The organism is Myxococcus sp. CA033, assembly GCF_013336625.1.
Classification (GTDB): domain Bacteria; phylum Myxococcota; class Myxococcia; order Myxococcales; family Myxococcaceae; genus Myxococcus; species Myxococcus llanfairpwllgwyngyllgogerychwyrndrobwllllantysiliogogogochensis.
Genome location: NZ_JABUMU010000005.1, coordinates 255,633 through 281,357, shown reverse-complemented (window position 1 = coordinate 281,357; position 25,725 = coordinate 255,633). Strand labels below are relative to the sequence as shown.

Genomic DNA, 25,725 nt, shown 5'->3' with positions numbered 1-25,725 from the left:
CCCGCGCATTTCCTCCCCTGTCTCGAACATGTCCCAACCCTATCAAAAAGGGCCTCCCCGCTCGCGACGCGCCTGACAAGCCGCATCCTCCAGGTGGAGCGGGCGGCTGCCCGTCGGCCTGCCCCTCTCCCGGAGACGACGCCCTTCCGGGCGGGTGACTCCATCTCACGTCCGAGTGATGCCTTCACGGTGGACTGACGCGAGGAGAACACATGCCCCTGCATGGAAAAGATGAAGTCCGGGACCGCATCAACGATGACGTCTACGCCTCGCCGGACCTGTCCGTCCCGATGCCGAAGTATCGCATCCCCGACGAGGAGCACAGCGCCGAGCATGCCTACGCCGTCGTGCACGACGAGCTGCTGCTGGACGGCAACTCCCGGCAGAACCTGGCCACGTTCTGTCAGACGTGGTCGGAGCCGCAGGTGCACAAGCTGATGGACGAGTGCCTCGACAAGAACATGATTGATAAGGACGAGTACCCGCAGACCGCCGAAATCGAGACGCGCTGCGTGAACATGCTCGCCGACCTGTGGCACGCGCCGCACGCGGCCAACACCATGGGCTGCTCCACCACCGGCTCCAGCGAGGCGGCGATGCTGGGAGGCCTCGCGCTCAAGTGGCGCTGGCGCAAGCGGCGCGAGGCGGCGGGCAAGCCCACCGACAAGCCCAACCTCATCTGCGGGCCGGTGCAGATTTGCTGGCACAAGTTCGCGCGCTACTTCGACGTGGAGCTGCGTCAGGTGCCGCTGGCCGAGGGCCGCATGATGATGACGCCCGATGAGGTGCTCAAGCTGTGCGACGAGAACACCATCGGCGTCGTGCCCACGCTGGGCATCACCTTCAACCTCATCTATGAGCCGGTGCAGGAGATCGCCGCCGCGCTGGATGGGCTCCAGAAGCGCACCGGGCTGGACATCCCCATCCACGTGGACGCGGCCAGCGGCGGCTTCCTCGCGCCCTTCATCCACCAGGACGTCGTCTGGGATTTCAAGCTGCCGCGCGTGAAGTCCATCAACGCCTCCGGCCACAAGTTCGGCCTCACGCCGCTGGGCTGCGGCTGGGTGGTGTGGCGCGACAAGGAGGACCTCCCCGAGGAGCTCATCTTCCGCGTGGACTACCTGGGCGGCGACATGCCGACCTTCGCGCTGAACTTCTCGCGGCCGGGCGGGCAGATTGTCATCCAGTATTACAACTTCCTCCGGCTGGGGAAGGAGGGCTACCGGCGACTGCAGCAGGCGTGTTCGGACACTGCGAATGTCATCGCGAAGGCCATCGAGCAGATTGGCCTGTTCGACATCGTCTACGACGGCCGGGGCGGCGTGCCCGGTGTGTGCTGGAAGATGAAGGACGGGGTGAACCCGGGCTTCACCCTCTACGACCTGGCGGACCGGCTGCGTGAGCGGGGCTGGCTGGTGCCCGCGTACCCCATGCCCGCCAACCTCCAGGACCTGGTGGTGCAGCGCGTGCTGGTGCGCCACGGCGTCAGCCGGGATTTGGCCACGCTGCTGGTGACGGACCTCCTCGCCTGCATCGAGCACTTCAAGCGCCACCCGGTGAGCGCGCCCATGACCCGGGAAGAGGCGTCCGGCTACCACCACTGAGTGGCTGTTGCTTCACGAGACGGGGGCGTGTCCATGGGGGGGGCGCGCTCCCGTCTCGTATTTCAGCGCCCGCCCCACGCGACCTCCTTGCTTCGCGAAACTCCGTAAGCGATAACGGAGTTCATGGACTCCCTCAGGAAGCAGGGCACCCTGGCTTTCGGGACGCGCCTGCGGCGTCTCGTGGAGCGGATGGACCGGGACGTGCTCGCCCTCTACCGCGCCGCGGGCGAGCGGTTCGAGCCCCGCTGGTACGCGGTCTTCACGACCTTGAGGGACTCCGGTCCGCTGACGGTGGGCGAGCTGGCCGCGCGGCTCGGGATTACCCATGCGGCGGTCAGCCAGGTGCGCACCGCGCTGGAGCGGGAGGGACTCATCCTCTGCAAGCCGGACCCGGAGGATGGCCGTCGTCAGCGACTGCTGCTCAGCGCGAAGGGGCAGCGGACAGCCACGCGCCTCGCGCCGCTGTGGGCCGCCATCGCCCAGGGGGCGGACGAACTGCTGCGCGAAGGCGCTCCCTCGCTGATGGCTCAACTGGATGGACTGGACCAGGCCCTGGACCGGCGAGGGCTGCGCGCCCGGGCCGGAGAGCGGCTGGGAATCGACACCTCGAATGACACCGGAGACTCAGATGAAGACGTCTAGGCCGTGGCTCGCCGTCCTTGCCTCGCTGCTCCTTCTGGGCGGAGGCGCCCATGCCCAACCGGGGGTGGCGCCTCCCGTGACGCCCGCGCGCGGGCCGCTCACCCCGGCGGAGCTGGCCACCACCCTGGACACCATCGAGTCGGTCATCCAGCGCTCGTATGTCTTCCCGGAGAAGCGCGCGGTCATCCTCGAGCGATTGGCTCGCGGCCGGAAGTCCGGGCGGTACGCGGGCAACACGCCAGGGCAGCTCGCCGAGCACGTCACCGAGGACCTGAAGGCGGCCAGCGGAGACGGGCACCTGTACCTGATTCATGACCCCGCCTGGTTCGCCGCGCAGCAGGCGGGCCCGAAAGCCTCCGCGAGCGACAGCGCCGAGGCGTTCCACCGGAAGCAGGCCCTGCGTCAGCACCACGGCCTGACGGAGCTGAAGGTCCATCCGGGCAACGTGCGCTCGATGAAGGTCACCGGCTTCATGTGGGTCCGCGACGAGACGGGCGGCGTCTATGACGACGCGATGCGGTTCCTTCGCGACGGTGACGCCCTCATCATCGACCTGCGCGGCAACGGCGGTGGCTCGCACGCGGCGGTGCAGTACCTGGTCAGCCACTTCCTGGCGCCGGACACGCTCTTGATGACGTTCCAGAGTGGCACCCAGCCGCCGGTCCAGTCGCGCACGCTGGAGCACGTGCCCGCGGGACGGCTGATGGGCAAGCCGCTGTATGTCCTGATTGATGGCCGGGTGGGCTCCGCGGGCGAGGACTTCGCGTACGACGTGCAGCAGTTCAAGCTGGGCACCCTGGTGGGCACGCGGACGGCGGGCGCGGCGAACAACAACGCGATGCTGCCGGTGGCGCCGTGCTTCCAGTTGAGTGTGTCGGAGGGCCGCCCCGTCCACGCCGTCAGCCAGTCCAACTGGGAGGGCACGGGCGTGGCGCCGGACCGGGAGGTGCCCGCCACCGAGGCCCTGGAGGTCGCCCTGTCCATGGCGGTGGAGCGCCTGGCCCAGCGTCCGGGAGCCACGGCGCAGGAGCTGGCCGAGTATGCGTGGGCGCGCGCCGGCCTGGAGGCGAAGCGCCGGCCCGTGTCGCTCTCCTCGGCGCGACTCAAGTCGCTTGCGGGGCGCTATGGAGAAATCGACGTGAGCCTGCATGACGGGAGCTTGTGGCTCGTGCGGCCGGGCCGTCCGCCTGGCCGGCTGATGCCCATGACGGAGGACGGCCTCTTCGCCGTCGAGGGCACGGACAGCTTGCGCGTGAGGCTGCCGGGCAAGGCCCTGGAGTTGTTCTGGGTGACGGAGCCCGCTCCCCGCGTCTTCTCGCGGGGGTGAGAGCGTCGCGCGCGCCTCAGTGCGGCGCGGCGGCGGCCTCGGTGGCGACGGGCGTGCCGGCGTTGCGCTGGACGCGGGGGAAGAACAGCCCCGCGATGAAGGCGCCCATCGCGAAGAGGCAGATGAGCCAGAAGTTGATGCTCAGCCCGGAGGTCAGCGCGCCGCTCAAGGTCCGCAGCGTCTCCTCGGGAATGGAGGCGTGGCCCCGCTCGGGACCGAGCAGCGCGTTGGCGGCCTCGACGGGAATCGTCGGGTCCGCCAAGAGCCGCGACACCATCACCCCGCCCATCAACCCCACGCCGAGCACTCCGCCGATGGTGCGGAAGAACATGTTGCTGGCGGTGGCCACGCCCCGCAGCTCCCAGCCCACGCTCGTCTGCACCGCGATGAGCAGCGCCGTGGACGCGAAGCCCAGGCCGACGCCGAACAGCGCCATCGCCACCTGGAGCGCGAAGAGGGGCGCGTCCTGCTTGAGCAGCAGGGCCATCAGCGTCGTGCCCACCACCGTCAGCCCCAGCCCTCCGACGATGAGCGGCCGGAAGCCCGTGCGCAGCAAGAGCTTCCCCGCGAACAGCGCCGCGAGCGGCCAGCCGACAATCATCGGCGTAATCATCCCGCCCGCCGTCGTGGGCGAGCCGCCCAGCACCGCCTGCACGTACAACGGCACATATGTGGTCGCTCCGAACATCGCCGCGGAGAAGAGCGCCCCGGCCACGGAGGAGATGGCGATGGCGGGGTGCTTGAAAATCGTCATCGGGATGACGGGCGCCGGGGCCCGGCGCTCCACCTGGACGAAGGCCACCAGCAACACCAGCGCGGCCGGCAGGGCCCACAGGTTCGTTCCCACGCCCTGCACACCGAAGAGCAGCGCCACCACGCCCGCGCACAACAACCCCGCGCCCGCGTAGTCCAGTTGCTGCGGCTTGTGCTGCACCTGCTCGTGGAAGAAGGCGACGATGAGCGCGAAGGTGAGCATCCCCACCGGCACGTTGATGAAGAAAATCCAGTGCCAGCTCAGGTACTTCACGATGAGGCCGCCCGTGACGGGGCCCACCAGTCCCGCCACGCCCCACACCGCGCTGAACGCGCCCTGCACCCGGGCCCGCTCCTCCATCGTGTACAGGTCACCAATCATGGTGAGCGCCACCGGCTGGATGGCCCCCGCGCCCAGGCCCTGAAGCGTCCGGAAGGCGATGAGCATCCCCATGGAGGACGCCAGGCCGCTGGCGATGGAGCCCGCGAGGAACAGCCCGATGCCGAACAGGATGATGGGCTTGCGACCGTACAGGTCCGCCAGCTTCCCGTAGATGGGCACGGTGATGGTGGAGGACAGCATGTACGCGGTGAAGACCCACGCGTAGCTCTGGATGCCACCCAGCTCGCCCACCACGGTGGGCATGGCGGTGGACACGACAGTCACTTCCAGGGCCGCCATGAAGAGACTCAGGGCCAGGGCCACGGTGGTGAGGGGACGGTGGGTCTTTCTCATGGTGTCGGGCGTCGAGGAGGGCGCCCACTTCTAATGGGTGCTCCCCGAGGTCGCCAGCCTCAATCTTTCCGGGCACTTGGAAAGACCGGGAAATTCGAAAACCACGTGTCGATTTGCGGGGTCCTCATTCGTCGCCGCTGAAGAGCGGCGATTGAGCGCTCGGTGCATGGCCCGGGGGGGCCCGACGTATCCATTCCTTTTGAACGCTCGGGAGTTTTCATGAAGAAGACATCAGGTGTCATCTCGACGGTCATCGTCGTGCTGCTGCTGTTCGCCATCGGCCAGCGACCCGGCACGTTCCGCGTCGAGCGGAGCGCGACCATCCACGCGCCCGCCGACGTCGTCTTCGCGCTGGTGAACGACTTCCGGTACTGGGAGCAGTGGTCGCCCTGGTGGAAGCTGGAGCCCACCCAGCAGGTTTCCCTGGCCGGAGCGGCCTCGGGCGTGGGCGCCATCTATGAGTGGCGGGGGGAGCGGACGGGCTCCGGGCGGATGGAAATCATGGAGAGCCGCCCGCCCGCGTACGTGCGAATCCGGCTCGACTTCACCGCGCCGATGCGGGCCACCAACACCACCGAGTACCTGCTCACGCCCACCGCGGACGGCGTGAAGCTGACGTGGGTGATGTCCGGGGAGAACACCTTCGCCGGCAAGGCGCTCCAGCTCTTCGCCAGCATGGACGAGATGATGGGCCGGGACTTCGAGCGGGGCCTGGCCGACATCAAGAGCGTGGCGGAGGCCTCGCGCGGCTCCTCCGCGCCCTCCGTGGGCGAGGCCGGGTTTCATGGAGACGCCCTGACTCGCGATGCCGCTCACGACGTCGTCGTCACGCGGGAGCCTCGCTTCCCGCGCGAGTAGGACCGACGCCGGGAAGGTGCGTCCCTGTGTCGTCCATTCTCAGAGGGTGTGAGTCGACCCCCGGATTCGAGGCAGCGGGCTCGGATGGGGGTGCCAGCCGTGAATAACGTGTTTTTGTTTTCAGGTTGATGCGGTTTCAGGGGCGTCAGCGGCGCCTGAAACATGGCTCAAGCAACCTTGTAGGCGTGTGCTCGATACTGATTCTGGATTTCTCCAGACAACGGCCGAGCCATGCCCACCCGGATTCCCCCACCGAGCCGTCCCGCCACCTCTTCCACGTCCCGTTCCACCGAGGCCGAGGCGAAGTCGTCGCAGCCCGCGTCCAGTCCCAAGGGCGCTGGCGCGCGCGGGCCGGCGGTGAAGGACTTCTTCGACGATGTCCGGCGGACGCGCGGCGCGGAGGCTCGGCGTGCTCCGCCGGACCACGGCCCCACGGGGCGCGAGCTTGTCCGCAAGGACGGCAGCCTGGTGGCGGAGCTGCCCCGGGCCACCGCCGTGCCCATGCCCACCCAGCCCTCCAGTCGTCCGGGCATGGGCGCCATTCCCTACGACGGCGGGAGCACCTTCCGCGTGTGGGCGCCCAACGCCCAGCGCGTGCAGGTGGCCGGTGACTTCAGCAACTGGGAGTCGGTGGAGCTCCAGCGCGAGCCGAGCGGCAACTTCTCCCTGGACGTCCCCGGCGCGAAGGCCGGTGAGCAGTACCAGTACGTCATCCAGGGCAAGCACGGCGACTGGCGCTGGAAGGGAGACCCGCGCGCCAACGACGTGACGAACTCCACGGGCAACTCCGTCATCGTCGACCACAAGTCCTACGAGTGGAAGCACGACTGGGAGTTCAAGATGCCGGCCTGGAACGAGGCGGTCATCTACGAGATGCACGTGGGCACGTTCAACGACTCGCCCGGCTGGGGCCCCGGCAACTGGCAGAGCGCCATCGACAAGCTGGACCACCTGAAGGACCTGGGCATCAACGTCGTGGAGTTGATGCCCTCGGCCGAGTTCGCCGCCGACTTCAGCTGGGGCTACAACCCCGCCTTCCCCAACGCGCCGGAGAGCGCCTACGGCAGCCCCGAGGACCTCAAGCGCTTCGTCGACGAGGCGCACAAGCGCGGCATCGGCGTGGTGATGGACGTCGTCTACAACCACCTGGGGCCCAGCGATTTGCCCCACTGGGACTTCGACGGCGAGACGTACGGCAAGGGCGGCAGCTACTTCTACACGGACTGGCGCGCGAAGACGCCGTGGGGCGACACCCGGCCGGACTACGGCCGCCCCGAGGTGCGCGACTATCTGCGTGACAACGCGATGATGTGGCTGCGCGACTACCACATGGACGGCCTGCGGCTGGATGCCACCAAGGAAATCCGTCAGGCCAGCGGCGCGGACAATCCGCAGGGCTGGCAGCTGCTCCGGGACATCAACGACGCCGTCAACCGCGAGTTCCCGCAGAAGATCATCATCGCCGAGGACCTGGGCAACGAGGGCGGCCTCACGCACCCGGATGGCGCCAACTTCGACAGCCAGTGGGACTCCAACTTCGTGCACCCCGTGCGCACGGCGCTGACGGCCTTCTCCGACGCGGACCGCGACATGAACGCCGTCGCCCGCGCGATTGGCTTCAAATACAACGGCAATGCCACCCAGCGGGTCATCTACACGGAGAGCCACGACGAGGTGGCCAATGGCAAGCAGCGGCTGCCCAGCGAGGTGGGCGGCTGGGACTCCGGGGGGTATCACGCCAAGAAGCGCTCGCTCATCGGCGCCGCGCTGACGATGACCAGCCCTGGCATTCCCATGCTCTTCCAGGGCCAGGAGTTCCTCGAGGACGGCCACTTCCAGGACGGCGACCCGCTCGACTGGCAGAAGAAGGAGTCCTTCGCCGGCATCAACCAGGCGTACACGGACCTCATCAAGCTGCGGCGCAACTGGAACGACAACACCGCGGGCCTGCGTGGGGAGAACGTCAACGTCCACCACGTGAACAACGACGACAAGGTCATCGCCTTCCACCGCTGGGACAAGGGCGGGCCGGGCGACGACACCATCGTCGTGGTCAACTTCGGCGGCAAGCAGCTCTCCAACTACGAGCTGGGCCTGCCCTCCGACGGCACGTGGAAGGTGCGTTACAACAGCGACTGGCAGGGCTACTCCGGCGACTTCGGCAATGCCCAGAGCTTCGACGTGGGCGGCAAGTGGAACGGCAAGGACGGCCTGCCCGCCAGCGGCTCCCTCAACAACCTGGGCCCGTACAGCGTCGTCATCCTGTCGCGGGACAAGTAGCCCATCACCTCCCTCGAAGCACCTGGACCCCGTCGTCTCTCAGTAAGAGGGCGGCGGGGTTCTCACGTTTCAATACCGTGGCATGTGTAGCGGTGTCGCATGAAGCCGCATAGCCGTAAAACATGAAATACTAGCTGTGTCCGGATAGCATGGTGGTTCCCCCAGGAGGGTTTCCATCATGATTTTCTCCCGCCGGGCCGTGCCCGGGCTTCGTGGTCTCGCGGTCGCTCTCACGTTGTTTCAGGTGTTGTTCGCGGCGCAGGCGATGGCCGCCGAGCGACGGTTCCTGATTGATTTCGGCGCGGACATCTCCACGACACCTGGTTGGAACAACGTCACGGTGGGCCATTCGGGGACGACGCTGAACAACCTGGTGGACTCGGCGGGTGTCTCGTCCGGGTTGACGCTCCAGATTACGGACTCCTTCTGGCAGGGCTGGACGGGGGCCAACAACGGCAACGGCACCACCAGCAGCGCGCTCTATCCGGCGACGGCGACGCAGGACTCGCAGTTCATCGGCAACCACATGGGCACGCTCGATGATCTGGCGAAGGTGCGCATCTCCGGGCTCGCGGTGAACGGGACCTACTCGGTGCGCTTGTTCGCCTCGCGCGTCACCGACGACCTCACGTCGGACCGGACGACGGTGTTCACCATCGGCGCCCAGTCGGTGGAGCTGCAGGCGCGCAACAACGTGAACAGCATCGCCGAGCTCACGGGCCTGGCCCCGTCGGGCGGCGCGCTGGAGGTCACCGTGTCGCTCAAGCCGGGCGCCATCTATGGCTACCTGGGCGTGCTCGAACTCATCGAGCACGACGGCGTGGTGGTGAACCGTCCCCCTGTTCCCAACGCCGGCGCGGACCGCACGGTGCCGCTGCCCACCAACACCGTCGCCATTGCTCCAGCGGGCACGGACCCGGAAGGGCAGGCCATCACCTTCCAGTGGACGCAGGTCTCCGGCCCCAACACCGCGCGCATCTACCAGAGCCCGTGGAGCCCGCTGGTCGCGAGCAACCTGGTGCAGGGCACCTACGTCTTCCGCCTCACCGCGACCGACAGCGAGGGCGCCAGCGCCGCCGATGACGTGAGTGTGTCAGTGGTGCAGAGCACCGGCAGCGGCTCGCCCTTCCAGCGCACCGTCACCCAGAAGGCCGTCACGGCCAACAGCAAGGTCATCCAGTATTACGAGTCGCTGCCCCGGGGCTACAACACGGACCCCACCCGCAAGTGGCCGCTCATCGTCTACCACCACGGCCTGGGCCAGCGCGGCAGCACGCCGGAGAGCCTGCCCATCATCCTGGGCACCAGCATCCCCGTGGAGACGGGCGCGCAACTGGAGTACGTGAACAACGGCGTCACGGAGTCCTTCATCGTCCTGCAGCCGCAGCTGCACGAGTCCTATGGCGAGTGGCAGGACTTCTTCACCCAGGCCATGCTCGACACGGCCCGGACGAACCTCCGCGTCGACCCGGACCGCGTCTATCTGGTGGGCTACTCGCTGGGCGCGTTCCAGACGTGGACCTTCCCGCAGCGCTCGGACGCGAACGCGCTCCAGGTCGCCGCGATTGCGCCGGTGGCCGGTGGGCGCGTGCACACCTCGGGCGGCGTGTCGCAGCTCTGCCGGCTGGCGAACCAGGACGTCGCGGTGTGGGCGTTCCACGCGGTGGATGACCAGACGGTCGGCGTGGGGACGACGGATGGCGCGGTGAACGGGCTCAATGCCTGCTCACCGGCTCCGGACCCCGCGCCGAAGTACACGCGCTACGCGGATGGTGACCACTGGGTCATCGGCCGTGCGACGAATCCGACGGCGCCCGAGGCCTCCAACCTCTACCAGTGGCTGCTGAGGCAGCGCCGCAACGCACCGCCCGTCATCTCCACCCCCCGGACACTCACCGCGCGGTCCACCACCGTGCCCAAGCTCTACAACACGACCATCGGCTACTACGAGTCCCTGCCGCCTGGCTACAACGTGGACCCCAACCGCCAGTGGCCGCTCATCGTCTTCCTCCACGGCCTGGGCCAGCGAGGCAACGGCACGACGGAGCTGACCAAGGTGCTGGAGACGGCGCTGCCCTTGAAAATCAAGGACGGCGCGCAGCTCGAGTACGTCGTCAACGGGGTGACGGAGTCGTTCGTGGTGTTGATGCCCCAGATTTCGGCGAGCACCTCCGGGTGGCACCCGTACCACGTGGAGCGGATGCTGGACCTCGCGCTGGCCAACCACCGCATCGACCCCAAGCGCATCTACCTGACGGGCCTGTCGCTCGGCGGCTTCGGCACCACGGCCTTCCCCGAGTTCTCCCTGGCGAATGCCCAGCGGCTCGCCGCGATTGCGCCCACGGATGGCGCCCACTACGGCGATGTCGTCTGGGCGCCGGACCTGGGCAACGTCCCCACGAACACCTGCTACATCGCCCAGGCCGGTGTGAAGACCTGGATGTTCTACGGCGCGGTGGACAACGACTGGGGCTGGTCGGCCTCGCAGTTCGTGGACCGGCTCAACGCCTGCGCGCCCACGCCTTCGCTCAAGGTCTCTGTCTATGCCGGTGTCGGCCACGGGGCCTGGGGGCGCGCGTATGAGACGGGGGCCGCCTGGCACACCCCGAACCTCTACGAGTGGCTGCTGGCCCAGCGTCGTCCGTAGGACGCTGGATGCATGGAGGCGCCCCGCGGTGTCCGTGCGGGGCGCTTCGCGTCTTCCTCCGAACCCTGTCGCTTGAGAGACAAGGGGCAGGAACCCGTGGGCAATGTCGTGCCCGCCGCGCATCCGGCACAACCGTCGGCATGGTGGGAAACACGTTGGTGGTGGTGGCGCGTCCGGAGTGGGTGTCAGGCGGCGGTCCCTGGGGGTCGACCTTCAAGGTGACGTTGCTGAACCTGTCGGACGAGGTGGTGGTCAACCCCGTCATCACCTTCAAGGTGGAGGCGAAGCAGGTCATCCAGAACAACTACGGGCTGGTCTGGACGCGGAGCGGGGAGGTGGTGTCCGGTCGGCTCGTGGCTGAACGCAACGTCATCCCTCCTCGCGCTTCGACGGAGTTCCGGCTGTCGGTGCGAGGGGAGGGACAGGACCTGGGGCCGCTCCCCCGCGACTTCACCGTCAACGGGCGCCCCGCGGACCCTCCTCGAGACAGCGAGCCTCCGACGACGCCCAAGCGGGTGCGCGCAACCCTCGTGGGCTCCGCACTCGTCACCCTGGGTTGGGACGCGTCCACGGACAATGTCGCCGTCGCGGGCTACCGCGTGACGTACTCGAAGGTGGGCGGCGGTGTGGCCCAGACGCTTTCGTCGACGCGGCCGGGTATCACCCTGATGGGCCTGTCGGCGGGGAGCGAGTACCAGGTCTCCGTGGTGGCGCTGGATGTGTCCGACAATGTGTCGGCGTCCTCGGACACGGTGAAGATTCGCACGTCGGCCGCGCCGCCGGACGCAGGGGACTGGGACGTGCCCCGGGCCCCATTCGTGGACTACACGTCGTGGCCCACGCCGCGCGTGTCCGAGTACGGAAGAGAGGCCGGCCTGGATGGCTTCTTCCTCGGCTTCCTCGTGGCGCGACCGGACGGGGGTGCCAGGGCAGTGTCCTGGGGTGGCAACACCACCCTGGTGGACTCGGAGGATGGCCAGTCGTACTCGGGGGACGCGACGGTCTCCGACTACGGCAAGAGGGACATCGAAGCCTTCCGTCGAAGCGGCGGCACGGTGGTGCTGTCTTTTGGTGGCGCGTCGAACATGCCCCTCGAGGCCGAGGAGACCGATGTGGCGACGCTTGTCGCGACCTACGCGGCTGTCCTTCGCAACTACGGAGTCCGCCACCTCGACTTCGACTTCGAGGGCGCGTTCCTCCATGACGAGGACGCACAGGTGCGCCACCTCGCGGCCCTCTCCCAGTTGCTCGCCGTCTACCCCACGCTGAAGCTCTCCTACACGCTGCCCGCGGACGGCGCGCCGGGCTCGCTGGTGGGCTTCAACGACGGTGGGGTGCGCTTCCTCCAGAAGCTGTCCTCCGCGGGCATCGAGCCTTCGCTCATCAATGGCCTGCTGATGGAGTTCGGGCAGTCGGCACCAGTTGACGCACTGGAGTGTTGTGTCCACGCGCTCCGGGGCATGCACGCGCATGTCTCCGCGGCCTTCCCTCGGTGGGACGCGGCGAAGGTGTGGCGGCGCCTGGGGGCGTGCCCCATGTTCGGGCGTCATCCCAATGGACGGGAATTCACCCTGGAGCACCAGCGGGGCCTGGTGGAGTTCGCGCGAGAGCACCAGCTGGGCTGTCTGTCGGGCTGGGATGCCACCCGGGACGCGAACCAGGGACGGCTGCCCGAGTGCGAGCGGGGCTCCGGAGGTGACCTGTCCCGGTGCACGCTCACCCCGCAGCAGCCGTTCGACTTCGGCAGATGCATCTCCGCCCATGGCGCGAAGGCCCCCTCGAAAGAAGTCGTCGCGGAGTAACGAGTCGCGGAAGTACGACGTGCATCGTTGACAACATACGACTGACGTCGTACTTAGGTGGCATGACGACGGATGCCATTCCCACGGACGTGGAGCTCGCCATCCTGGGCGTGCTGTGGAAGCGCGGTCCCAGCACCGTGCGCGATGTTCACGAGGCGCTCGGGCGGGAGGACGGCAAGAGCGCGGGCTACACCACCACGCTGAAGCAGCTCCAGGTGATGTCCGCCAAGGGGTTGGTGAGCCGTGATGAGAGCTCGCGCAGTCACGTGTACGCCGCGAGCGTCGCGGAGGGCCGCACCAAGCGTCAGCTGGTGAAGGACCTGCTCGACCGCGTCTTCGGGGGCTCCTCGGGTGCGCTCGCCGTGCAGGCGCTGTCGCTCAAGCCCGCATCGAAGGAGGAGCTCGAGGACCTGCGCCGGTTGCTGGACGCGGACAAGAAGGGGGAGAAGTGATGAGCCCCGTCTGGCTGATGGCGGAGTGGGGGCGAGGCGTGGCCCTGTGGCTGGCCCATGGCGTGTGGCAGACGAGCGTCGTGGCCCTGGTCGCGGCCGCCTCGCTGTGGTTGTTGCGGCACCGCTCGGCGCGGGCTCGTTATGCCGTGGGGTGTCTGGCCCTGGCCGCGCTCGTGCTCGCGCCCGTGGTCACGTTGCTGCTGTCGTCGCCGGACTCCGTTCCGGCGCCGCTGGACGTTGGAGTGAGCGGGCGCGTGACGTCCATCGTCGAGGACTCCCAGGCGCTCGCGGGAGCCTCCCTCCCGAGCCCGGCGTCCCAGGCGGCGACGGAGCCCGTGGCCTTCGACATCTCGTGGCCCATCGTGCTGGGCGGTCTCTGGTTCAGCGGGGCGTGTGTGGCGCTCTTGCGCCTCGCCCTGGGCTGGTGGCGGATGACGCGGCGACTGGTTCGCCTCGCGAGGCCGGCCTCCTCGTCGGTGCGCCTGACGGTGTCGTACGTCGCGGAGCGGCTGGGCCTGCGCCGCGGGGTGGAGGTGCGGGAGTCCTTTGTCGCGCCCTCTCCGTTGGTGCTGGGGCTGGTGCGGCCGGTGCTCGTGCTCCCGCGTGGCGTGGATGAGCGACTCACCCGGGAACAGTTGGAGGCGGTGGTGGCACACGAGCTGACGCACGTGCGGCGCCATGACACCGTCGTCAACTTCGTGCAGTGCCTGGTGGAGGCGCTGTTCTTCTTCCATCCGGCGGCGCGCTGGCTGTCCGGTCAGGTGCGACTGGAGCGAGAGCACTGCTGCGACGACGCGGCCGTGGGCTTCTGTGGCGATGTCCGCGTGTATTCCGGCGCGCTGCTGGGGCTCGAGGAGCTGCGGCAGGAGGGCCCGATGCTGGCGCTGGGCGCGGGTGCACGGCCGCTCGCGGCGCGGGTGCGGCGGCTGCTGGGGCAGTCGCCCGTGTTGGAGGTGCCTCGGAAGGCCCGGCTCGTGGGTTTCGTCGGGGGTGTGCTCGCGACGTTGGGGGTCTCGGGCGCGGCCTGGGCGTGGGGGGTGCCGCTGGAGATGTCCCTGCCTCCACGGTCCTCGCAAGGGCTCGCCACGGCGGTGTGCTCCCGCGTGGTCTATCCCAAGGACTTCACCGCCGTGGCCTCCTACCGGAGCGGCGGGCGCACCTTGCGCAGCCGCATCTTCGTCTCCCGCTGTGGGCGCATCCGACTGGAGTCCGAGAATGGCTCCTCGGTCCTGGTGCTCCTCTATGACGTCAACACCCACGAGCAGGTGAATTTGGATGTCAGGGCGCGCACCTACGACGTGTTTACCGACGATGGGGACCTGGGGCTTCCGCTGCACCTTCCTGGCGGGTGCACGGAGAATCAGGCGGGCTGCGTGCTCCAGGGGGAGGACATCGTCGAGGGACGCCTCACCCGACGTTGGCACCGGAGCCACGCTCCGCATGACACGTTGACCCAGTGGGTGGATGCCGAGCTGGGCTATGCCATCCGTGAGGAGTCCGACCTGTTCGGCTCGCTCACTCTTTCGGACATCCAAGTGGTCGAACCGGTCGTCACGCGCTTCGTCATCCCGAGCGATTTCCTGGCGGACGCTTCGCCGTAGCGGTCACCGTCGGCGGTCCGCTGCGAGCGGAGCGATGAGCGGGGGAGTTCTGTTCCCCGCACCCGATTTCATCCGAGCACTCGCGCGCCGTCGCCGTTTGTCACCGGTGAGCGCCTCCTCCCAAGGAGGCCCGCGCCCCGCTTCATCCTGATGTCCATTCGCGCCGGACGTGCACGGTCACCCGCGCCTTGTGCGTCCCAGCCGAGTCTCTCTCGTCCATCCCGAGGTCGCTTCACGGCGACGCGCTCAGCCTCCTGCGTCCTTCGCGTCCCGCCGAGTCTCTCTCGTCCATTCCAAGGTCGCTTTACGTTGGACGTGTTGGGGCTCGTGCGCCCTTCGCGTCCCAGCCGCACTCCCGTTGTCCATCTTGAGGTCACTTCACGTTGGACGTGTTGGGGCTCGTGCGCCCTTCGCGTCCTGGCCGCACCGCCGTCGTCCGTCCCGAGGTCGATTCACGTGGGGCGTTCTGGTCCTTCTGCGCCCTTCGCGTCCCAGCCGCACTCGCGTTGTCCATCCCGAGGTCGCTTCATGGCGACGCGCTGGGCCTCCTGCGCCCTTCGCGTCCTGGCCGCACCCCCGTCGTCCGTCCCGAGGTCCGCATGAAAGTCCTTCGCCTGCTGTGCCTGATGCTTTCCCTCGCGTGCGCCGGCTCCGGCACGCCACGTGTTCCGGTCCCTTCGGTCGCTCCCGCCGAGAAGGCAGCCCCCGCTGTCGCCACCGTCACGGTGGACGGCCGGGTCCGGAGCGCCACGAACACGCCCGTGGAGGGCGCCGTGGTCGCGCTCGTTCCCGCCCGTGAGGACTGGAACCCGGACCTCGCACCCCCGGCGGCTCGCATGCGCACGGGACCGGATGGCCGCTTCCACTTCGCTGACCTGCTTCCCGGCCAGTACGGCCTCACCGTCAGCGCGACCGCTCACGAGGCGGGCTTCCTCATGGACGTGAAGCTCACGGCCAGCGAGGCCCCGCGCCAGCTCGACGTGGTGCTCGCTCCGCCAACGCAGGTCCTCCGAGGGAGCGTGAAGTCGGAGTCGGGCAAGCCGCTCGCGGGCGTGTGGCTGCTCCTGGGACGCTACAGCGATTTCCTGGGCGACATGCTCTACGTCCAGACGGATGCGAGCGGCGCCTACGAGGTGGCCCTGCCCGTCGGCGGGTATGGCGCCGCCGTCCACGCCGAGGGCTTCATGCCCATGGGGCGCTCGCTGGAAATCGCGGCCAACAAGTCCGTGACGGTGACGGACTTCACCGCGCTGGCGCTCCCGGAGACCACGCCGCCATCTCCGGAGGTTGTGTCGTGGGTGAAGCAGTCCCTGGTGCCGCTCACCTCGGTGGAGGCGGGACATGGGTTCGCCGACCTGCAACCGCTGAAACCGTGGCTCACCGAGGCCCGCATCGTGGCACTGGGTGAAGCCACACACGGCACCCGCGAGTTCTTCCAGCTCAAACACCGGATGCTGGAGTTCCTCGCCACGGAGCTGGGCTTCACCGTCTTCGCGATTGAAGCCAGCTTCGGAGAGGCGCTCGCGCTCAACGAGTACGTCCTCACCGGCAAGGGCGACCCGGCGAAGGGCCTCGCGGGCCTCTACTTCTGGACCTGGGACACCGAGGAGGTGCTGGCCCTCATCCGGTGGATGCGCGCCTACAACGCCGACCCGCGCCACGCCAGGAAGCTCAAGTTCTACGGCGTGGACATGCAGGCCACCGCCGCCTCCTCGCGGGCGGTCCTCGACTTCTTCGCCCAGGTGGACCCCGCCTTCCACCAGCGACTCGCCGGGCCGATGGCGCCGTTCCTCGACCCGCGGCAGGGCCCCGCGCTTCGCAAGGTGGAGACCGGCCAGGTGCTCGCGGGGCTCGTCGCGGACATCGAGGCCCGCCTGCGTCAGCTCCCCCCACGCAAGGCTTCCGCGAAGGCCCAGGCGCTGGTGGCTCGCCACGCGAGGGTGCTTGGTCAGTTCGCCGAAACCGTCGTGGGCCAGCTCTCCGATGACAACCTCCGGGACCGGGCGATGGCGGAGAACGCACGCTGGATTCTCGAGCACGAGGGCCCCGAGGCCCGGATGGTGCTCTGGGCGCACAACGGTCATGTCGCCGCCACGGGCCGCGACGCGGTGACGCCCATGGGGCAGCACCTGCGCGAGGCCCTCGGTCAGCAACTGTATGTCTTTGGCTTCGCCTTCAATCAGGGCGCGTTCCAGGCCGTGCACGTGCCGAGTGAGCCGAACGAGCCGCGACGGGGTCTCACCGCCCACACCCTCCCTCCCGCGGAAATCGGCTGGCTCGATGGAACGCTCGCCCAGGCTCAAGTGTCCGCGTTCGCGCTCGACCTGCGGAGCCTGCCGCGCGGCGGCGGCGCGGCGGAGTTCTTCCTGCAGCCCCGGTACACTCGCAATTATGGTGCCGTCTACAGCAAGGCCATCCAGCCCCGGTCCATCCGAGCCGCGTCCGCCTATGACGGGCTGCTCTTCGTGGACCACACCCACGCGGCGGTCTCCACTCCCACGGGCAGGCGTCAACCTCCAGGACAGCAGGCGCAGGGCGCGCCGTGAGGGCACGCCCGCCCTTGTATCGAGCCCCTTCCATGACTTTCTTTCGGCATGTCTCGCTTTTCATAAGACTTCCGTGAGGCCGTCTCGTTGATGCGTTGCATGGAGCGAGTACGGCTCCGGTCCGACGGGCAGGGGTTCGTCGGACCTCATCGACGGGGAGTACGGGTCATGCTGAAGAAGATGGTGGTTTCGTGGATTCTCCTGGTGGGCAGCACGACGCTGTTCGCCGCGTGTGACAGCGAGCAGAAGAAGGCGGAGGTCATCGACTCGCACGGCACCGGAACGGTGGTGCTGCTCATCGAGCGCGAGACGGGCGAGGGCCCCTATGTCGAGGGGACGCAGGAGCGCTTCAAGGTCACCGCCGCGGGTGAGGTCTTCAAGGCCGTGCGCTGGAGCGCCAACGCCGGCGTCGTCGCGGCCGAAGCCGAGCGCGTCACGTGGACGCTGCCGAAGGAGGGGACGGCGTCGCTGTCCGTCTCCGTGGAGACGGAGTCGGGGAAGACGGCCGAGGGCTCGTTCAACTTCAGCGTGGTGGCCTCCGCCGTCGTCGTCCCGGTGACGGGGGTGGACGCGGGTCCGGACGTGACGGGGGTGCTCTGCGAGCTGGCCTTCGACAACGCCGGCAAGGGGCACCTCGTCTACACGAACGAGACCCACCGGGGGCTGTGGTACGCGACCTGGGACGGTACGACGTGGACGACGGAGCAGATTGATGGCCCGGGCTTCAACAACGGCGGCACCTACGTGTTGAACTGGAACATCGCCCTGACGCTGGACGTGGCGAGCGGGACGCCGCACGTCGTCTATCTCAAGGGGCCGGGCCTGCCCGGCACGACGGCGGCCAACTGGCGGATGAACTATGCCACGCGCGTCAATGGCAGCTGGGTCCGCGAGGAAGTCGAGCCCACCAACCGCACGTCCTATACGCGGGTGAGTGTCGCGCTCAATCCCAACCAGGGCCTGCAGCCCACCGTCGTCTTCAGCGATGGCTCGGCCGGGACGGGAGTCCGCGTCGCCACCCGGACGGCGCCGGGCACCTGGGGCATCGCGCAGCACAACATGTCGATCCTCATGGGCGACGTCAACTTCGACGCCTCGGGCGCGCTGTACATCCCGTCCAATGCGAACTCCAGCTCGGATACCTACGTGAGCGTGAGGCCCGGCGCGGCCACCGACCGCACCCGTCTGGACGGTGTGACGCTGGAGAACACGTTGTGGCTCTCCGCGGTCTGGGGGCCGAGCCAGCACCTGCTGCTCCTGTCCAGCGGCGGCGTCGACGGCGCGAGGAGCGCTCTGCAGGACATCACGGTGAAGTCGCCCATCACGTCCAGCACCCTGGCCACCTCGCCGGTCGACTTCGAGAACGACTCGAACGACATGACCTACGGCGGAGGCAAGGTCTTCATCGCCCAGCGCCATGGGACGAAGCTGGAGCTCATCGCCCCGGATGCGCGGGGCTTCTGGACCTATACCCAGCTGGGCACGGTGCAGGAGGGCTCACGTCCGAGCGTGGCGGTCCGCCCGACGGACAGCACGCCCCACGTCTGCTACCAGCGCGACGGCAAGGTGAGCTTCCAGTAGCAGGCCCCGCCTTCATGCCCGTCTCCGGCGCCAGCCTCGACCGAGGGCTGGCGCGTCGGGGCCTTGGTGTCGCGGGAAGACGCGCTCACCACTCAGGCGCGGGTGCTCATCCCCGGGCCGCCCGTCGTCGGCAGTCTCTTCATGGGAATCCGGAGGGTGAAGGTCGAGCCGCGCCCCAGCTGACTCTCTACCTGGATGCTCCCGCCATGGGCCTCGACAATCTGGTGGGTGATGAAGAGGCCCAGTCCCATGCCGCCGTAGTTGCGCTCGGAGACGGCGCGCACGAAGCGCTCGAAGATGCGGTGCTGCTGCGTGGGGGCGATGCCAATGCCCTCGTCCTGCACGGTGAGCACCACGGTGGTGTCGTCGGCGCTCAGGCTCAGACGGATGGGCTTGCCCGCGCCGTACTTGATGGCGTTGGTGACCAGGTTCGTCACGGCCTGGTCCATCCGCCGCCGGTCCCACATCCCCTCCAGGCTGGTGGGGACGTCGAGCTCCAGGCGACACCCCGCGGCGGCGGCCTGGGCCTCGTAGCGCGTGGTGACATCCCGCACCAGGGCGGACAGGTCCATGCGCGCCGGCTCCAGCGGGAGCCTGCCCACGTTGATGCGCGACACATCCAGCAGGTCATCGATGAGGTCGGCGAGCTTGCGCACCTGACCGCTCGCCGCGGCGAGCTCCCGGGCGAGTCGTCCGTCCGCCACGAGCGCCTCGGGGTTGCTCTCGGCGGTGCGGCGCATGGCGGACAGCTTCAGCTGGAGGGGCGTGAGCGGCGTCTTCAGCTCGTGTGAGGCCACGGACAGGAACTCGTCGCGGGCGTGCAGGGCCTCGCGCAGCCGCTCCATCTCTCGCGTCTCCTCGGCGTGCTTGCGCTGGGTGAAGTCCCGCGTCACCTTGCCGAAGCCGCGCAGCTCGCCCGTCTCGTCGAAGAGGGCGGTGATGACGACGTTGGCCCAGAACCGCGTCCCGTCCTTGCGGATGCGCCAGCCCTCGTCCTCGAACCGGCCCAGCCGGATGGCGGACTCCAGCTCCCACTCGGGCTTGCCCCAGGCGACGTCCTCGGGCGGGTAGAAGCGGCTGAAGTGCTGGCCCAGGATTTCCTCGGCCAGGTAGCCCTTGATGCGCTCCGCCCCCAGGTTCCAGCTCGCGATGTAGCCGCGTACGTCCAACGTCAGGATGGCGTAGTCCGTGACGCTGGAGATGAGCAGACGGAGCTGGTCCTCCGTGTCCCGACGGGAGTGTTCACCTCTCGAATAGGTGATGGCTCCGTTACCGGAGTTCAGAAGGTGGTCGTGGTTGTCGCCCAAGGTGCCCCGCTTCCAGCCACCTAGGAGAACACGCAATTGTCGCCATGCAAGCGGCTGTCTCACCCTTTCGTCCAGTAGACGAAGGCGCCACCTTCCCCCAGTGGCGATGGGCGGGGCGGAAGCCTCCCTGCCCGGCGGTGTGGGCCGGGACAGGGCGTACGGGCAGGCAAGAGGCCTGACTTCCAGAGGGCGCGCGCGTCGCCCAGGTCAGCTCACGGCGCCTTCGCTGAAGGCTCGCTCGATGAGGGCCTTCATCGGGGCGTGGGCGGGCAGGGTCCCGAAGCAGTTGCCGTGCGCGCCTCCGAGCCGGGACTCGCAGAAGGCATCGGCGACCTGGCTGTTGCCGGCGCGCAGCAGCAGGGAGGCCTGGAGCGCCAGGGCGAGCCGCTCCACGACGAAGCGCGAGCGCGTCTCCAGCGTGGCGGTGTCCGAGAAGTCCTTGGCGATGCGCGCCAGCTCCGCGTCGAGCGCGGGGTGGCCGCCCTGGGCCGCCATCAGCTCCTGGAACAGGGCCTCGCGGCTGGCGGGCTCTCGGGTGGCCGCGCGCAGCACGTCCAGGCACTGGATGTTGCCGCTGCCCTCCCAGATGGAGTTCAGGGGCGCCTGCCGGTACAGCCGCGCCAGGTTGGACTCCTCGACGTAGCCGGCGCCGCCCAGGCACTCCTGCGCCTCGTTGACGAAGGAGGGGGCGCGCTTGCACACCCAGTACTTGCCCACGGCGGTGGCCATGCGCGCGAAGGCGGCCTCGCGCTCGTCGCGGTGGCTTGCGTCCACGGCGCGGGACACGCGCGCCGTCAGCACGGTGTGGGCCTCCGACTCGAGCGCCAGGTCCGCGAGCACGTTCATCATCAGCGGCTGTTCGATGAGCCGCCGGCCGAACGCCTTGCGGTGCCGCGCGTGGTGGATGGCCTGCACGAGCGCCTGACGCATCAGGCTGCTGGAGCCAATCATGCAGTCCTGCCGCGTGAGGGCCACCATCTCCAGGATGGTCGCCACGCCCCGGCCTTCCTCGCCGACCATGAAGGCCACCGCGCCCTGGAACTCCACCTCCGAGCTGGCGTTGCTCCAGTCGCCCAGCTTGTCCTTGAGCCGCTGGATGCGGATGGCGTTGCGCGTGCCCTCCGGCGTGAAGCGCGGCAGCAGGAAGCACGACAGGCCGCCCTCGGCCTGGGCCAGGACGAAGAAGGCGTCGCTCATGGGCGCGGAGAAGAAGAACTTGTGCCCCACGAGCGCGTAGGGATTGCCCGGCCCCTTCGCGCCCAGTTGGTGCGCGCGCGTGCTGTTGCTGCGCACGTCGGAGCCGCCCTGCTTCTCCGTCATGCCCATGCCGATGGTGACGCCCTTCTTCTGCTCGGAGGGCTGGAAGCGCGAGTCGTACGTGGTGGACGTGACGAGCGGCAGCCACTTCTCCGCGAGCCCCGCGTGTGCCCGGAACGTGGGCACGCACGCGTACGTCATCGTCAGCGGACAGCTGGTCCCCTGGTCGGCCTGGTTGTGCAGATAGGAGAGCGCCATCCTCGCGACGTGGGCACCGACCGTCTTCTCGTGTCGCCACGCGAAGTTGGGGATGCCGTGGGCGACGGCCGCCTCCATGATGCGGTGGTAGGCCGGATGGAACTCCACCTCGTCCAGCCGGTTGCCATAGCGGTCGAAGGGCTTGAACTTCGGCTTGTTCTCGTTGGCGGTGAAGCCCAGTTGCATCAATTCGCCGCCCGCGAGCGGGCCGTACTTCGCGATGTCCGCCTCCGCCCAGCCTCCGCCCTCGCGTGCCACGGCCTCGCGCAGCGGGAGGTCTGTCTTCCAGGCGTCGTACACCAGGGGGGGCGCCTGATTGGTGACTTCATGGGTGACGAAGGTCGTCGCGATGGGGTCGGAAGAACTCATGGTGCGAGGATAGGCGAGCGGCCCAGGCTCCGCGAGCGCAACGTCCGCGCCGGAGCGCCTCCCCGGGCGCATGCCCTGCGTCCCAGCGGCTCCTGGTGACTCGCACGCCTGTGTGAGCACGGGGGCATGGGGCTCGCGGGTCAGAAGGTCACTGTCACCACCAGCGTGTCGGAGTAGCTGCCCGCCGGCACGCTCTGCTGGGCGGGGACGCGGCCATGGATGGGGACGGTGATGTCCTGGCCCAGCAAGGGGAGGACCGGCCCATAGCGGGACGTGCCGGACAGGCCATTGCCCCAGATGCTCAGGCGGGTGGCGTCCAGGTAGAGGTTGTAGACGAGGGTGCTGGAGGACGGGCCCTGCATGCGCCGGAGCGCGTAGTTGTTGGAGCCGCCCTGGCTCAGGTCGATGGTGACAGGGGTGAGCTGGATGAGGCTGCACCGGAAGGTGATGCTCCCCGTGGTGTCGAGCGGCAGCGTGGAGGTGGGGGTGTAGTTGAGGAAGCGCAGGCCCACCACGTTGCGAATCTCACACGAAGCCCGGGCGCTCGCGGAGAGCAGCCCGCACAGGCCCGCCAGCATGAGCGCCAGGTCACCGCGCATCCTCATCCACGCACCTCACCGTTCCCAGGTCGATGACCTCGCCCGCCAGGGATGGGACGTCCAGCGTCGCGGCGCAACGTCCCCCGGGGTAGATGACGGTGGCCGTGTGTTTGCCGGCGGGGAGGTCCACCAGCTCGAACTCGCCATTCCTGCCCACGGGGGAGCTGACGCGCGCACCCGCGACGTCGACTTGAAGCTCGCCATGCGCGGGTGTCCGCCGGGCCGTGTCGTCGGCGAGCACCAGCCGGCCTCGGAACGCGCGCACCCTGTCCACCTGGAAGTCGAGCACCACGCCGCCGCGCCGCCACGGCGCCACCAGCTTCTGCGTCGTCCTGAGATAGACCTCCAGCGGCAGGTCCTCGTCCGTCAGCGACAGTCGGTTGGCCCCGTAGGACTGGAGCCGCGTCACCATCAGCTCACCGCGCGAGTCCGTCCGGCCGATGAGGTGGTTGTCGAGCCTCACGCCGATGCCCTCCACGCCCTCCACGCGCACCAGCGCATACCCCTGGTCCACCGCGCGGGTGGGGCGAACGCGGCCCCCGAGCGCCACCAGCCCCCCGGAGACCTCGGCCGCGGCCACCAGCACGCCCTGGCGCCACTCCAGGCCGCCCGAGGCGCGGCCCACGTTCGTCTCGTAGTCGACGCGGCCGAGGGCCTGGTGGTGAAGGCCCGTCTGTCCCTGGACCTGGAAGCCCAGTCCGCCTTCCACGGGGACACCGCGTGAGACATCCACCGAGGTGATGCCGCCTCCCCGGTTCTGGATGTGGCCCAGCGAGCCCGTCGTCCTCGGGTCGAGGATGGCGTTCAGGGACACCATGCCTTCCAGCGTGGAGGGGCCCAGGAGCAACTGGCCTCGGCTGGCGGAGAACGAAATCAGGGTCCGCTCGGTCAGTTGCGCGGAGGTGGATGCGCTCAACCAGGTGGACCAGCCGCGTGTCCTCCAGCGCGTCACCAGCGCCTGTCCGCCCACGCTCACCCGACGGCCCAGCGCGACGAAGAGGTTGCCCCCCGACTCCACCAACGGGTGCGCCGTGTCCGGGGCGAGGCTGCTGTGCGCATAACGCGCGCTCATCGCCCGGCCGAAGACCGACCCTCCCAGCCACCGCCCCTGGACGGACCAGGCCGCGCCGGCCGCCACGCCGGTGTGTCGCTCGGAGCGACTCACGGCCTGGGACACCTCCAGCTCTCCGAGCGGCAGCTGGAACCACTGCACCGCGCCGGTGCTCAAGAGGTCCGGTGAAATTTCCAGCCGCACGCCCGGCGTCAACCAGGGCGTCACGCCCATGCGGAAGGTGCCCAGCAGCAGCGGTCGTCCGTAGTCGAAGCTGCGCGTGCCGGGCGACTCCCGCTCGACGCCCAGCGACAGGTGGTAGTCCGCCACGCCGGGCGACAGCAATTGCGCGCCCAGCGAGTACGACGCATCCACCTCGCTGACGCGTCCGAAGGCATCGCGCACCACGTAGCGCGCGGTGCCTTCGCCCCGGGGCACGGTGAGGTTCTCCAGCCGGTAGGGGCCCGGTGGCAGCTCGGTGCGGCGCACCAGCCGGTTGTTGACGTAGATCTCCAGGGTGGAGGGCGTGGTGACGTCGCCCGCGAGGTCCTGCACGGGGTTGCGCACGAAGTAGGGGTTGAGCTCGAAGGAGCGCATGACGTGCAGGCCCGCCACCACCGCGCCTCCGCCGAGCACGCCGCCCAGGCCGGTGGCCTCACCCGCGAGGGCGCGCACCATGACCTCCGGAAAATCCACCGACAGTTGGGTCAGTCCGCGCAGCGGTGTCGTGCCAGGACTCCACCGCCCCTGGGTGGTCAACAGGCCCCGGCCCACCGACGCGCCGACCTCGCCGAACAGCGCCAGCCGCGTGTTGCGCAGGTGCGCGGCGTAGTTGATGAACCCGCTCGGGCTGCCGGTGACGGCGTAGCCTTCGGGGGGCGCGGTGCCCAGGTCGATGCGCGTCGGTACGAAGGCGGTGGAAGGCAGCTCGCAGTGCAGGGAGGTGGTGCGCTCGTCGAGTTCGAACCGGCCCCGGGGTGCCAGGGATTGCAGCGAGACATAATCCTGACCCTCGATGCGCTCGAGGCGCGCCCCCAGCCGCGTCAGGTCGACCCCGTTCGCCTCCAGTGTGGCCGCGGGCAGCAGCACGTCCGTGCCTCTCACCAGCGGGAAGACGTCACCTCGGGGGACGCCGTTCAGCGTGAACTCCACCACGATGGGAACCACGCGCTCGGGCTCGTCCGAGGACGCGCGCCAGGGCACCAGGCTGAAGGCGCACGCCAGCGCCAGGGCCAGCGCGCCCCGGGCCGCCGACTTCTGGAATCGGCTCATGGCGACGGCGTGGGTCCACAGGGCGCGGCGGCGGTGACGGGGGCGCTGTGGCGGAACACGCCCCGGTCCGTCTCCACCTCCACTTCCAGCGAGCGGATCCGCTGGCAGTGCTCGGCGGAGGTGTCGAGCGCGAACACCTGCGAGCCGCCCGGCAGCACGTACCAGCCCACCTGGTCCTTCTCCACCAGTCGCTGGCCCTGGGCATCCAGGCCGCGCACCCGCGTCTGACGGATGAAGAAGTTCACCGTGCCCGGGTTCCTCACGCGGAAGTGGAACCGGGACTGGCGCAGGTCCACGTCCTCGACGCGGCCCTGGACGTCCTTGTGCCTGGGCGCGACGAACACGGGGAGGGAGACGCGGGTGAGAATCTTCAGGCCCATGGAGGGTTGAGCCGGCGCGAGCGGAGGCAGCTCCTCGACGATGAGTCGGAAGGAGCGCTCCGTGTCTCGCGGCGCCGAGGAAATGCCCACCCGGATGGGGCGGGATTCCCCCGGCTCCAGCGTCAGCATCGACGGGAAGAAGAACAGCTCCCGCGTCGGCTCCAACGTCATGCGCCCTTCTTCATCCTGGACCCAGGTGTGGACCGAGGCCTGGAAGCGCGTGGTCTCCGTGCCCTGGTTTCTCACGGTGACCACCACGCCCCGGGCTCCGGTCTCCAGCTCGAGCCGGACGGGATTGACCTCGAGCGACGCGGCGTGTCCCGTCCTGGGAAGGACCCCGCTCAGGACGGCCATCAATCCCAGACATCGGGACCAGGCGGAAGGACGGAGGCGCATGAGAGGG

The 25,725-nt window shown here is 68.9% G+C and carries 17 protein-coding genes; 11 read left to right on the top strand and 6 right to left on the bottom strand.

The annotated features are described in order from the left end of the window. Positions 1–212 precede the first annotated feature (212 nt). The 3 genes from HUA78_RS16235 to HUA78_RS16225 all read left to right on the top strand — a co-directional run bounded on the left by HUA78_RS16235 (position 213) and on the right by HUA78_RS16225 (position 3,573). Positions 213–1,604 carry a glutamate decarboxylase gene (locus tag HUA78_RS16235; RefSeq protein ID WP_174456415.1) on the top strand — a complete coding sequence of 464 codons (1,392 nt, stop codon included), beginning with the start codon at positions 213–215 and terminating at the stop codon, positions 1,602–1,604. Positions 1,605–1,727: 123 nt separating this feature from the next. Beyond that, complete coding sequence (locus HUA78_RS16230; RefSeq protein ID WP_141645254.1) at positions 1,728–2,246, top strand: MarR family winged helix-turn-helix transcriptional regulator; 519 nt, start codon at positions 1,728–1,730, stop codon at positions 2,244–2,246. Continuing rightward, complete coding sequence (locus tag HUA78_RS16225) at positions 2,233–3,573, top strand: S41 family peptidase (protein ID WP_174476665.1); 1,341 nt, start codon at positions 2,233–2,235, stop codon at positions 3,571–3,573. The genes HUA78_RS16230 and HUA78_RS16225 overlap by 14 nt, the downstream gene beginning before the upstream one ends. Before the next feature lie 16 nt (positions 3,574–3,589). Here HUA78_RS16225 and HUA78_RS16220 read toward each other — a convergent pair whose 3' ends face one another. Next, the gene (locus HUA78_RS16220; protein WP_174476664.1) at positions 3,590–5,062 is read right to left on the bottom strand and encodes an MDR family MFS transporter; all 1,473 of its coding nucleotides are present in this window, start codon (positions 5,060–5,062) and stop codon (positions 3,590–3,592) included. A 219-nt stretch (positions 5,063–5,281) separates the two neighbouring features. On the opposite strand from HUA78_RS16220, the gene HUA78_RS16215 reads away from it, so the two are divergent. The 8 genes from HUA78_RS16215 (at position 5,282) to HUA78_RS16180 (ending at position 18,829) form a co-directional block, all read left to right on the top strand. Beyond that, on the top strand, positions 5,282–5,920 hold the full coding sequence (locus HUA78_RS16215; protein ID WP_174456412.1) for an SRPBCC family protein: 639 nt from the start codon (positions 5,282–5,284) through the stop codon (positions 5,918–5,920). A 231-nt stretch (positions 5,921–6,151) separates the two neighbouring features. Then, positions 6,152–8,200, top strand: a complete 2,049-nt coding sequence (locus HUA78_RS16210; protein WP_174462741.1) for an alpha-amylase family glycosyl hydrolase — start codon at positions 6,152–6,154, stop codon at positions 8,198–8,200. 178 nt (positions 8,201–8,378) lie between these two features. Further along, entirely contained in the window at positions 8,379–10,847 is a 2,469-nt protein-coding gene (locus HUA78_RS16205; RefSeq protein ID WP_174476663.1) for a hypothetical protein, read from the top strand. Between the two features lie 140 nt (positions 10,848–10,987). Next, on the top strand, positions 10,988–12,649 hold the full coding sequence (locus tag HUA78_RS16200) for a fibronectin type III domain-containing protein (protein WP_174476662.1): 1,662 nt from the start codon (positions 10,988–10,990) through the stop codon (positions 12,647–12,649). Positions 12,650–12,711: 62 nt separating this feature from the next. Beyond that, positions 12,712–13,101, top strand: coding sequence for a BlaI/MecI/CopY family transcriptional regulator (locus HUA78_RS16195; protein ID WP_141645248.1), 390 nt, complete (start codon positions 12,712–12,714; stop codon positions 13,099–13,101). Next, entirely contained in the window at positions 13,101–14,702 is a 1,602-nt protein-coding gene (locus HUA78_RS16190) for a M56 family metallopeptidase (protein ID WP_174476661.1), read from the top strand. Before HUA78_RS16195 ends, HUA78_RS16190 begins: the two co-directional genes overlap by 1 nt. A gap of 599 nt (positions 14,703–15,301) precedes the next feature. After that, positions 15,302–17,248: an erythromycin esterase family protein gene (locus tag HUA78_RS16185; protein WP_174476660.1), complete on the top strand. Its 1,947-nt coding sequence runs from the start codon at positions 15,302–15,304 to the stop codon at positions 17,246–17,248. A gap of 168 nt (positions 17,249–17,416) precedes the next feature. Further along, entirely contained in the window at positions 17,417–18,829 is a 1,413-nt protein-coding gene (locus HUA78_RS16180) for a hypothetical protein (RefSeq protein ID WP_174476659.1), read from the top strand. Positions 18,830–18,921: 92 nt separating this feature from the next. On the opposite strand, the gene HUA78_RS16175 is transcribed toward HUA78_RS16180, so the two are convergent. The 5 genes from HUA78_RS16175 to HUA78_RS16155 form a co-directional block, all read right to left on the bottom strand. Further along, positions 18,922–20,172 (bottom strand): HAMP domain-containing sensor histidine kinase, encoded by a 1,251-nt coding sequence (locus HUA78_RS16175; protein ID WP_217442498.1) that lies wholly within the window; start codon positions 20,170–20,172, stop codon positions 18,922–18,924. Positions 20,173–20,343: 171 nt separating this feature from the next. Then, positions 20,344–22,020, bottom strand: a complete 1,677-nt coding sequence (locus HUA78_RS16170; protein WP_174456404.1) for an isovaleryl-CoA dehydrogenase — start codon at positions 22,018–22,020, stop codon at positions 20,344–20,346. Positions 22,021–22,160: 140 nt separating this feature from the next. Beyond that, positions 22,161–22,625 carry a spore coat U domain-containing protein gene (locus tag HUA78_RS16165; protein ID WP_174476658.1) on the bottom strand — a complete coding sequence of 155 codons (465 nt, stop codon included), beginning with the start codon at positions 22,623–22,625 and terminating at the stop codon, positions 22,161–22,163. Further along, positions 22,609–24,942 carry a fimbria/pilus outer membrane usher protein gene (locus tag HUA78_RS16160; RefSeq protein WP_174462734.1) on the bottom strand — a complete coding sequence of 778 codons (2,334 nt, stop codon included), beginning with the start codon at positions 24,940–24,942 and terminating at the stop codon, positions 22,609–22,611. Before HUA78_RS16160 ends, HUA78_RS16165 begins: the two co-directional genes overlap by 17 nt. Then, positions 24,939–25,718: a molecular chaperone gene (locus tag HUA78_RS16155; RefSeq protein ID WP_174476657.1), complete on the bottom strand. Its 780-nt coding sequence runs from the start codon at positions 25,716–25,718 to the stop codon at positions 24,939–24,941. Before HUA78_RS16155 ends, HUA78_RS16160 begins: the two co-directional genes overlap by 4 nt. Positions 25,719–25,725 lie beyond the last annotated feature (7 nt).

What these genes read in the sequence shown, in the direction of transcription:
- HUA78_RS16160 (WP_174462734.1), bottom strand. Translation starts at nt 24,942, where the DNA reads ATGAGCCGATTCCAGAAGTCGGCGGCCCGGGGCGCGCTGGCCCTGGCG.
- HUA78_RS16190 (WP_174476661.1), top strand. Translation starts at nt 13,101, where the DNA reads ATGAGCCCCGTCTGGCTGATGGCGGAGTGGGGGCGAGGCGTGGCCCTG.
- HUA78_RS16210 (WP_174462741.1), top strand. Translation starts at nt 6,152, where the DNA reads ATGCCCACCCGGATTCCCCCACCGAGCCGTCCCGCCACCTCTTCCACG.
- HUA78_RS16220 (WP_174476664.1), bottom strand. Translation starts at nt 5,062, where the DNA reads ATGAGAAAGACCCACCGTCCCCTCACCACCGTGGCCCTGGCCCTGAGT.
- HUA78_RS16235 (WP_174456415.1), top strand. Translation starts at nt 213, where the DNA reads ATGCCCCTGCATGGAAAAGATGAAGTCCGGGACCGCATCAACGATGAC.
- HUA78_RS16215 (WP_174456412.1), top strand. Translation starts at nt 5,282, where the DNA reads ATGAAGAAGACATCAGGTGTCATCTCGACGGTCATCGTCGTGCTGCTG.
- HUA78_RS16225 (WP_174476665.1), top strand. Translation starts at nt 2,233, where the DNA reads ATGAAGACGTCTAGGCCGTGGCTCGCCGTCCTTGCCTCGCTGCTCCTT.
- HUA78_RS16165 (WP_174476658.1), bottom strand. Translation starts at nt 22,625, where the DNA reads ATGAGGATGCGCGGTGACCTGGCGCTCATGCTGGCGGGCCTGTGCGGG.
- HUA78_RS16155 (WP_174476657.1), bottom strand. Translation starts at nt 25,718, where the DNA reads ATGCGCCTCCGTCCTTCCGCCTGGTCCCGATGTCTGGGATTGATGGCC.
- HUA78_RS16185 (WP_174476660.1), top strand. Translation starts at nt 15,302, where the DNA reads ATGAAAGTCCTTCGCCTGCTGTGCCTGATGCTTTCCCTCGCGTGCGCC.
- HUA78_RS16195 (WP_141645248.1), top strand. Translation starts at nt 12,712, where the DNA reads ATGACGACGGATGCCATTCCCACGGACGTGGAGCTCGCCATCCTGGGC.
- HUA78_RS16180 (WP_174476659.1), top strand. Translation starts at nt 17,417, where the DNA reads ATGCTGAAGAAGATGGTGGTTTCGTGGATTCTCCTGGTGGGCAGCACG.
- HUA78_RS16200 (WP_174476662.1), top strand. Translation starts at nt 10,988, where the DNA reads ATGGTGGGAAACACGTTGGTGGTGGTGGCGCGTCCGGAGTGGGTGTCA.
- HUA78_RS16205 (WP_174476663.1), top strand. Translation starts at nt 8,379, where the DNA reads ATGATTTTCTCCCGCCGGGCCGTGCCCGGGCTTCGTGGTCTCGCGGTC.
- HUA78_RS16230 (WP_141645254.1), top strand. Translation starts at nt 1,728, where the DNA reads ATGGACTCCCTCAGGAAGCAGGGCACCCTGGCTTTCGGGACGCGCCTG.
- HUA78_RS16170 (WP_174456404.1), bottom strand. Translation starts at nt 22,020, where the DNA reads ATGAGTTCTTCCGACCCCATCGCGACGACCTTCGTCACCCATGAAGTC.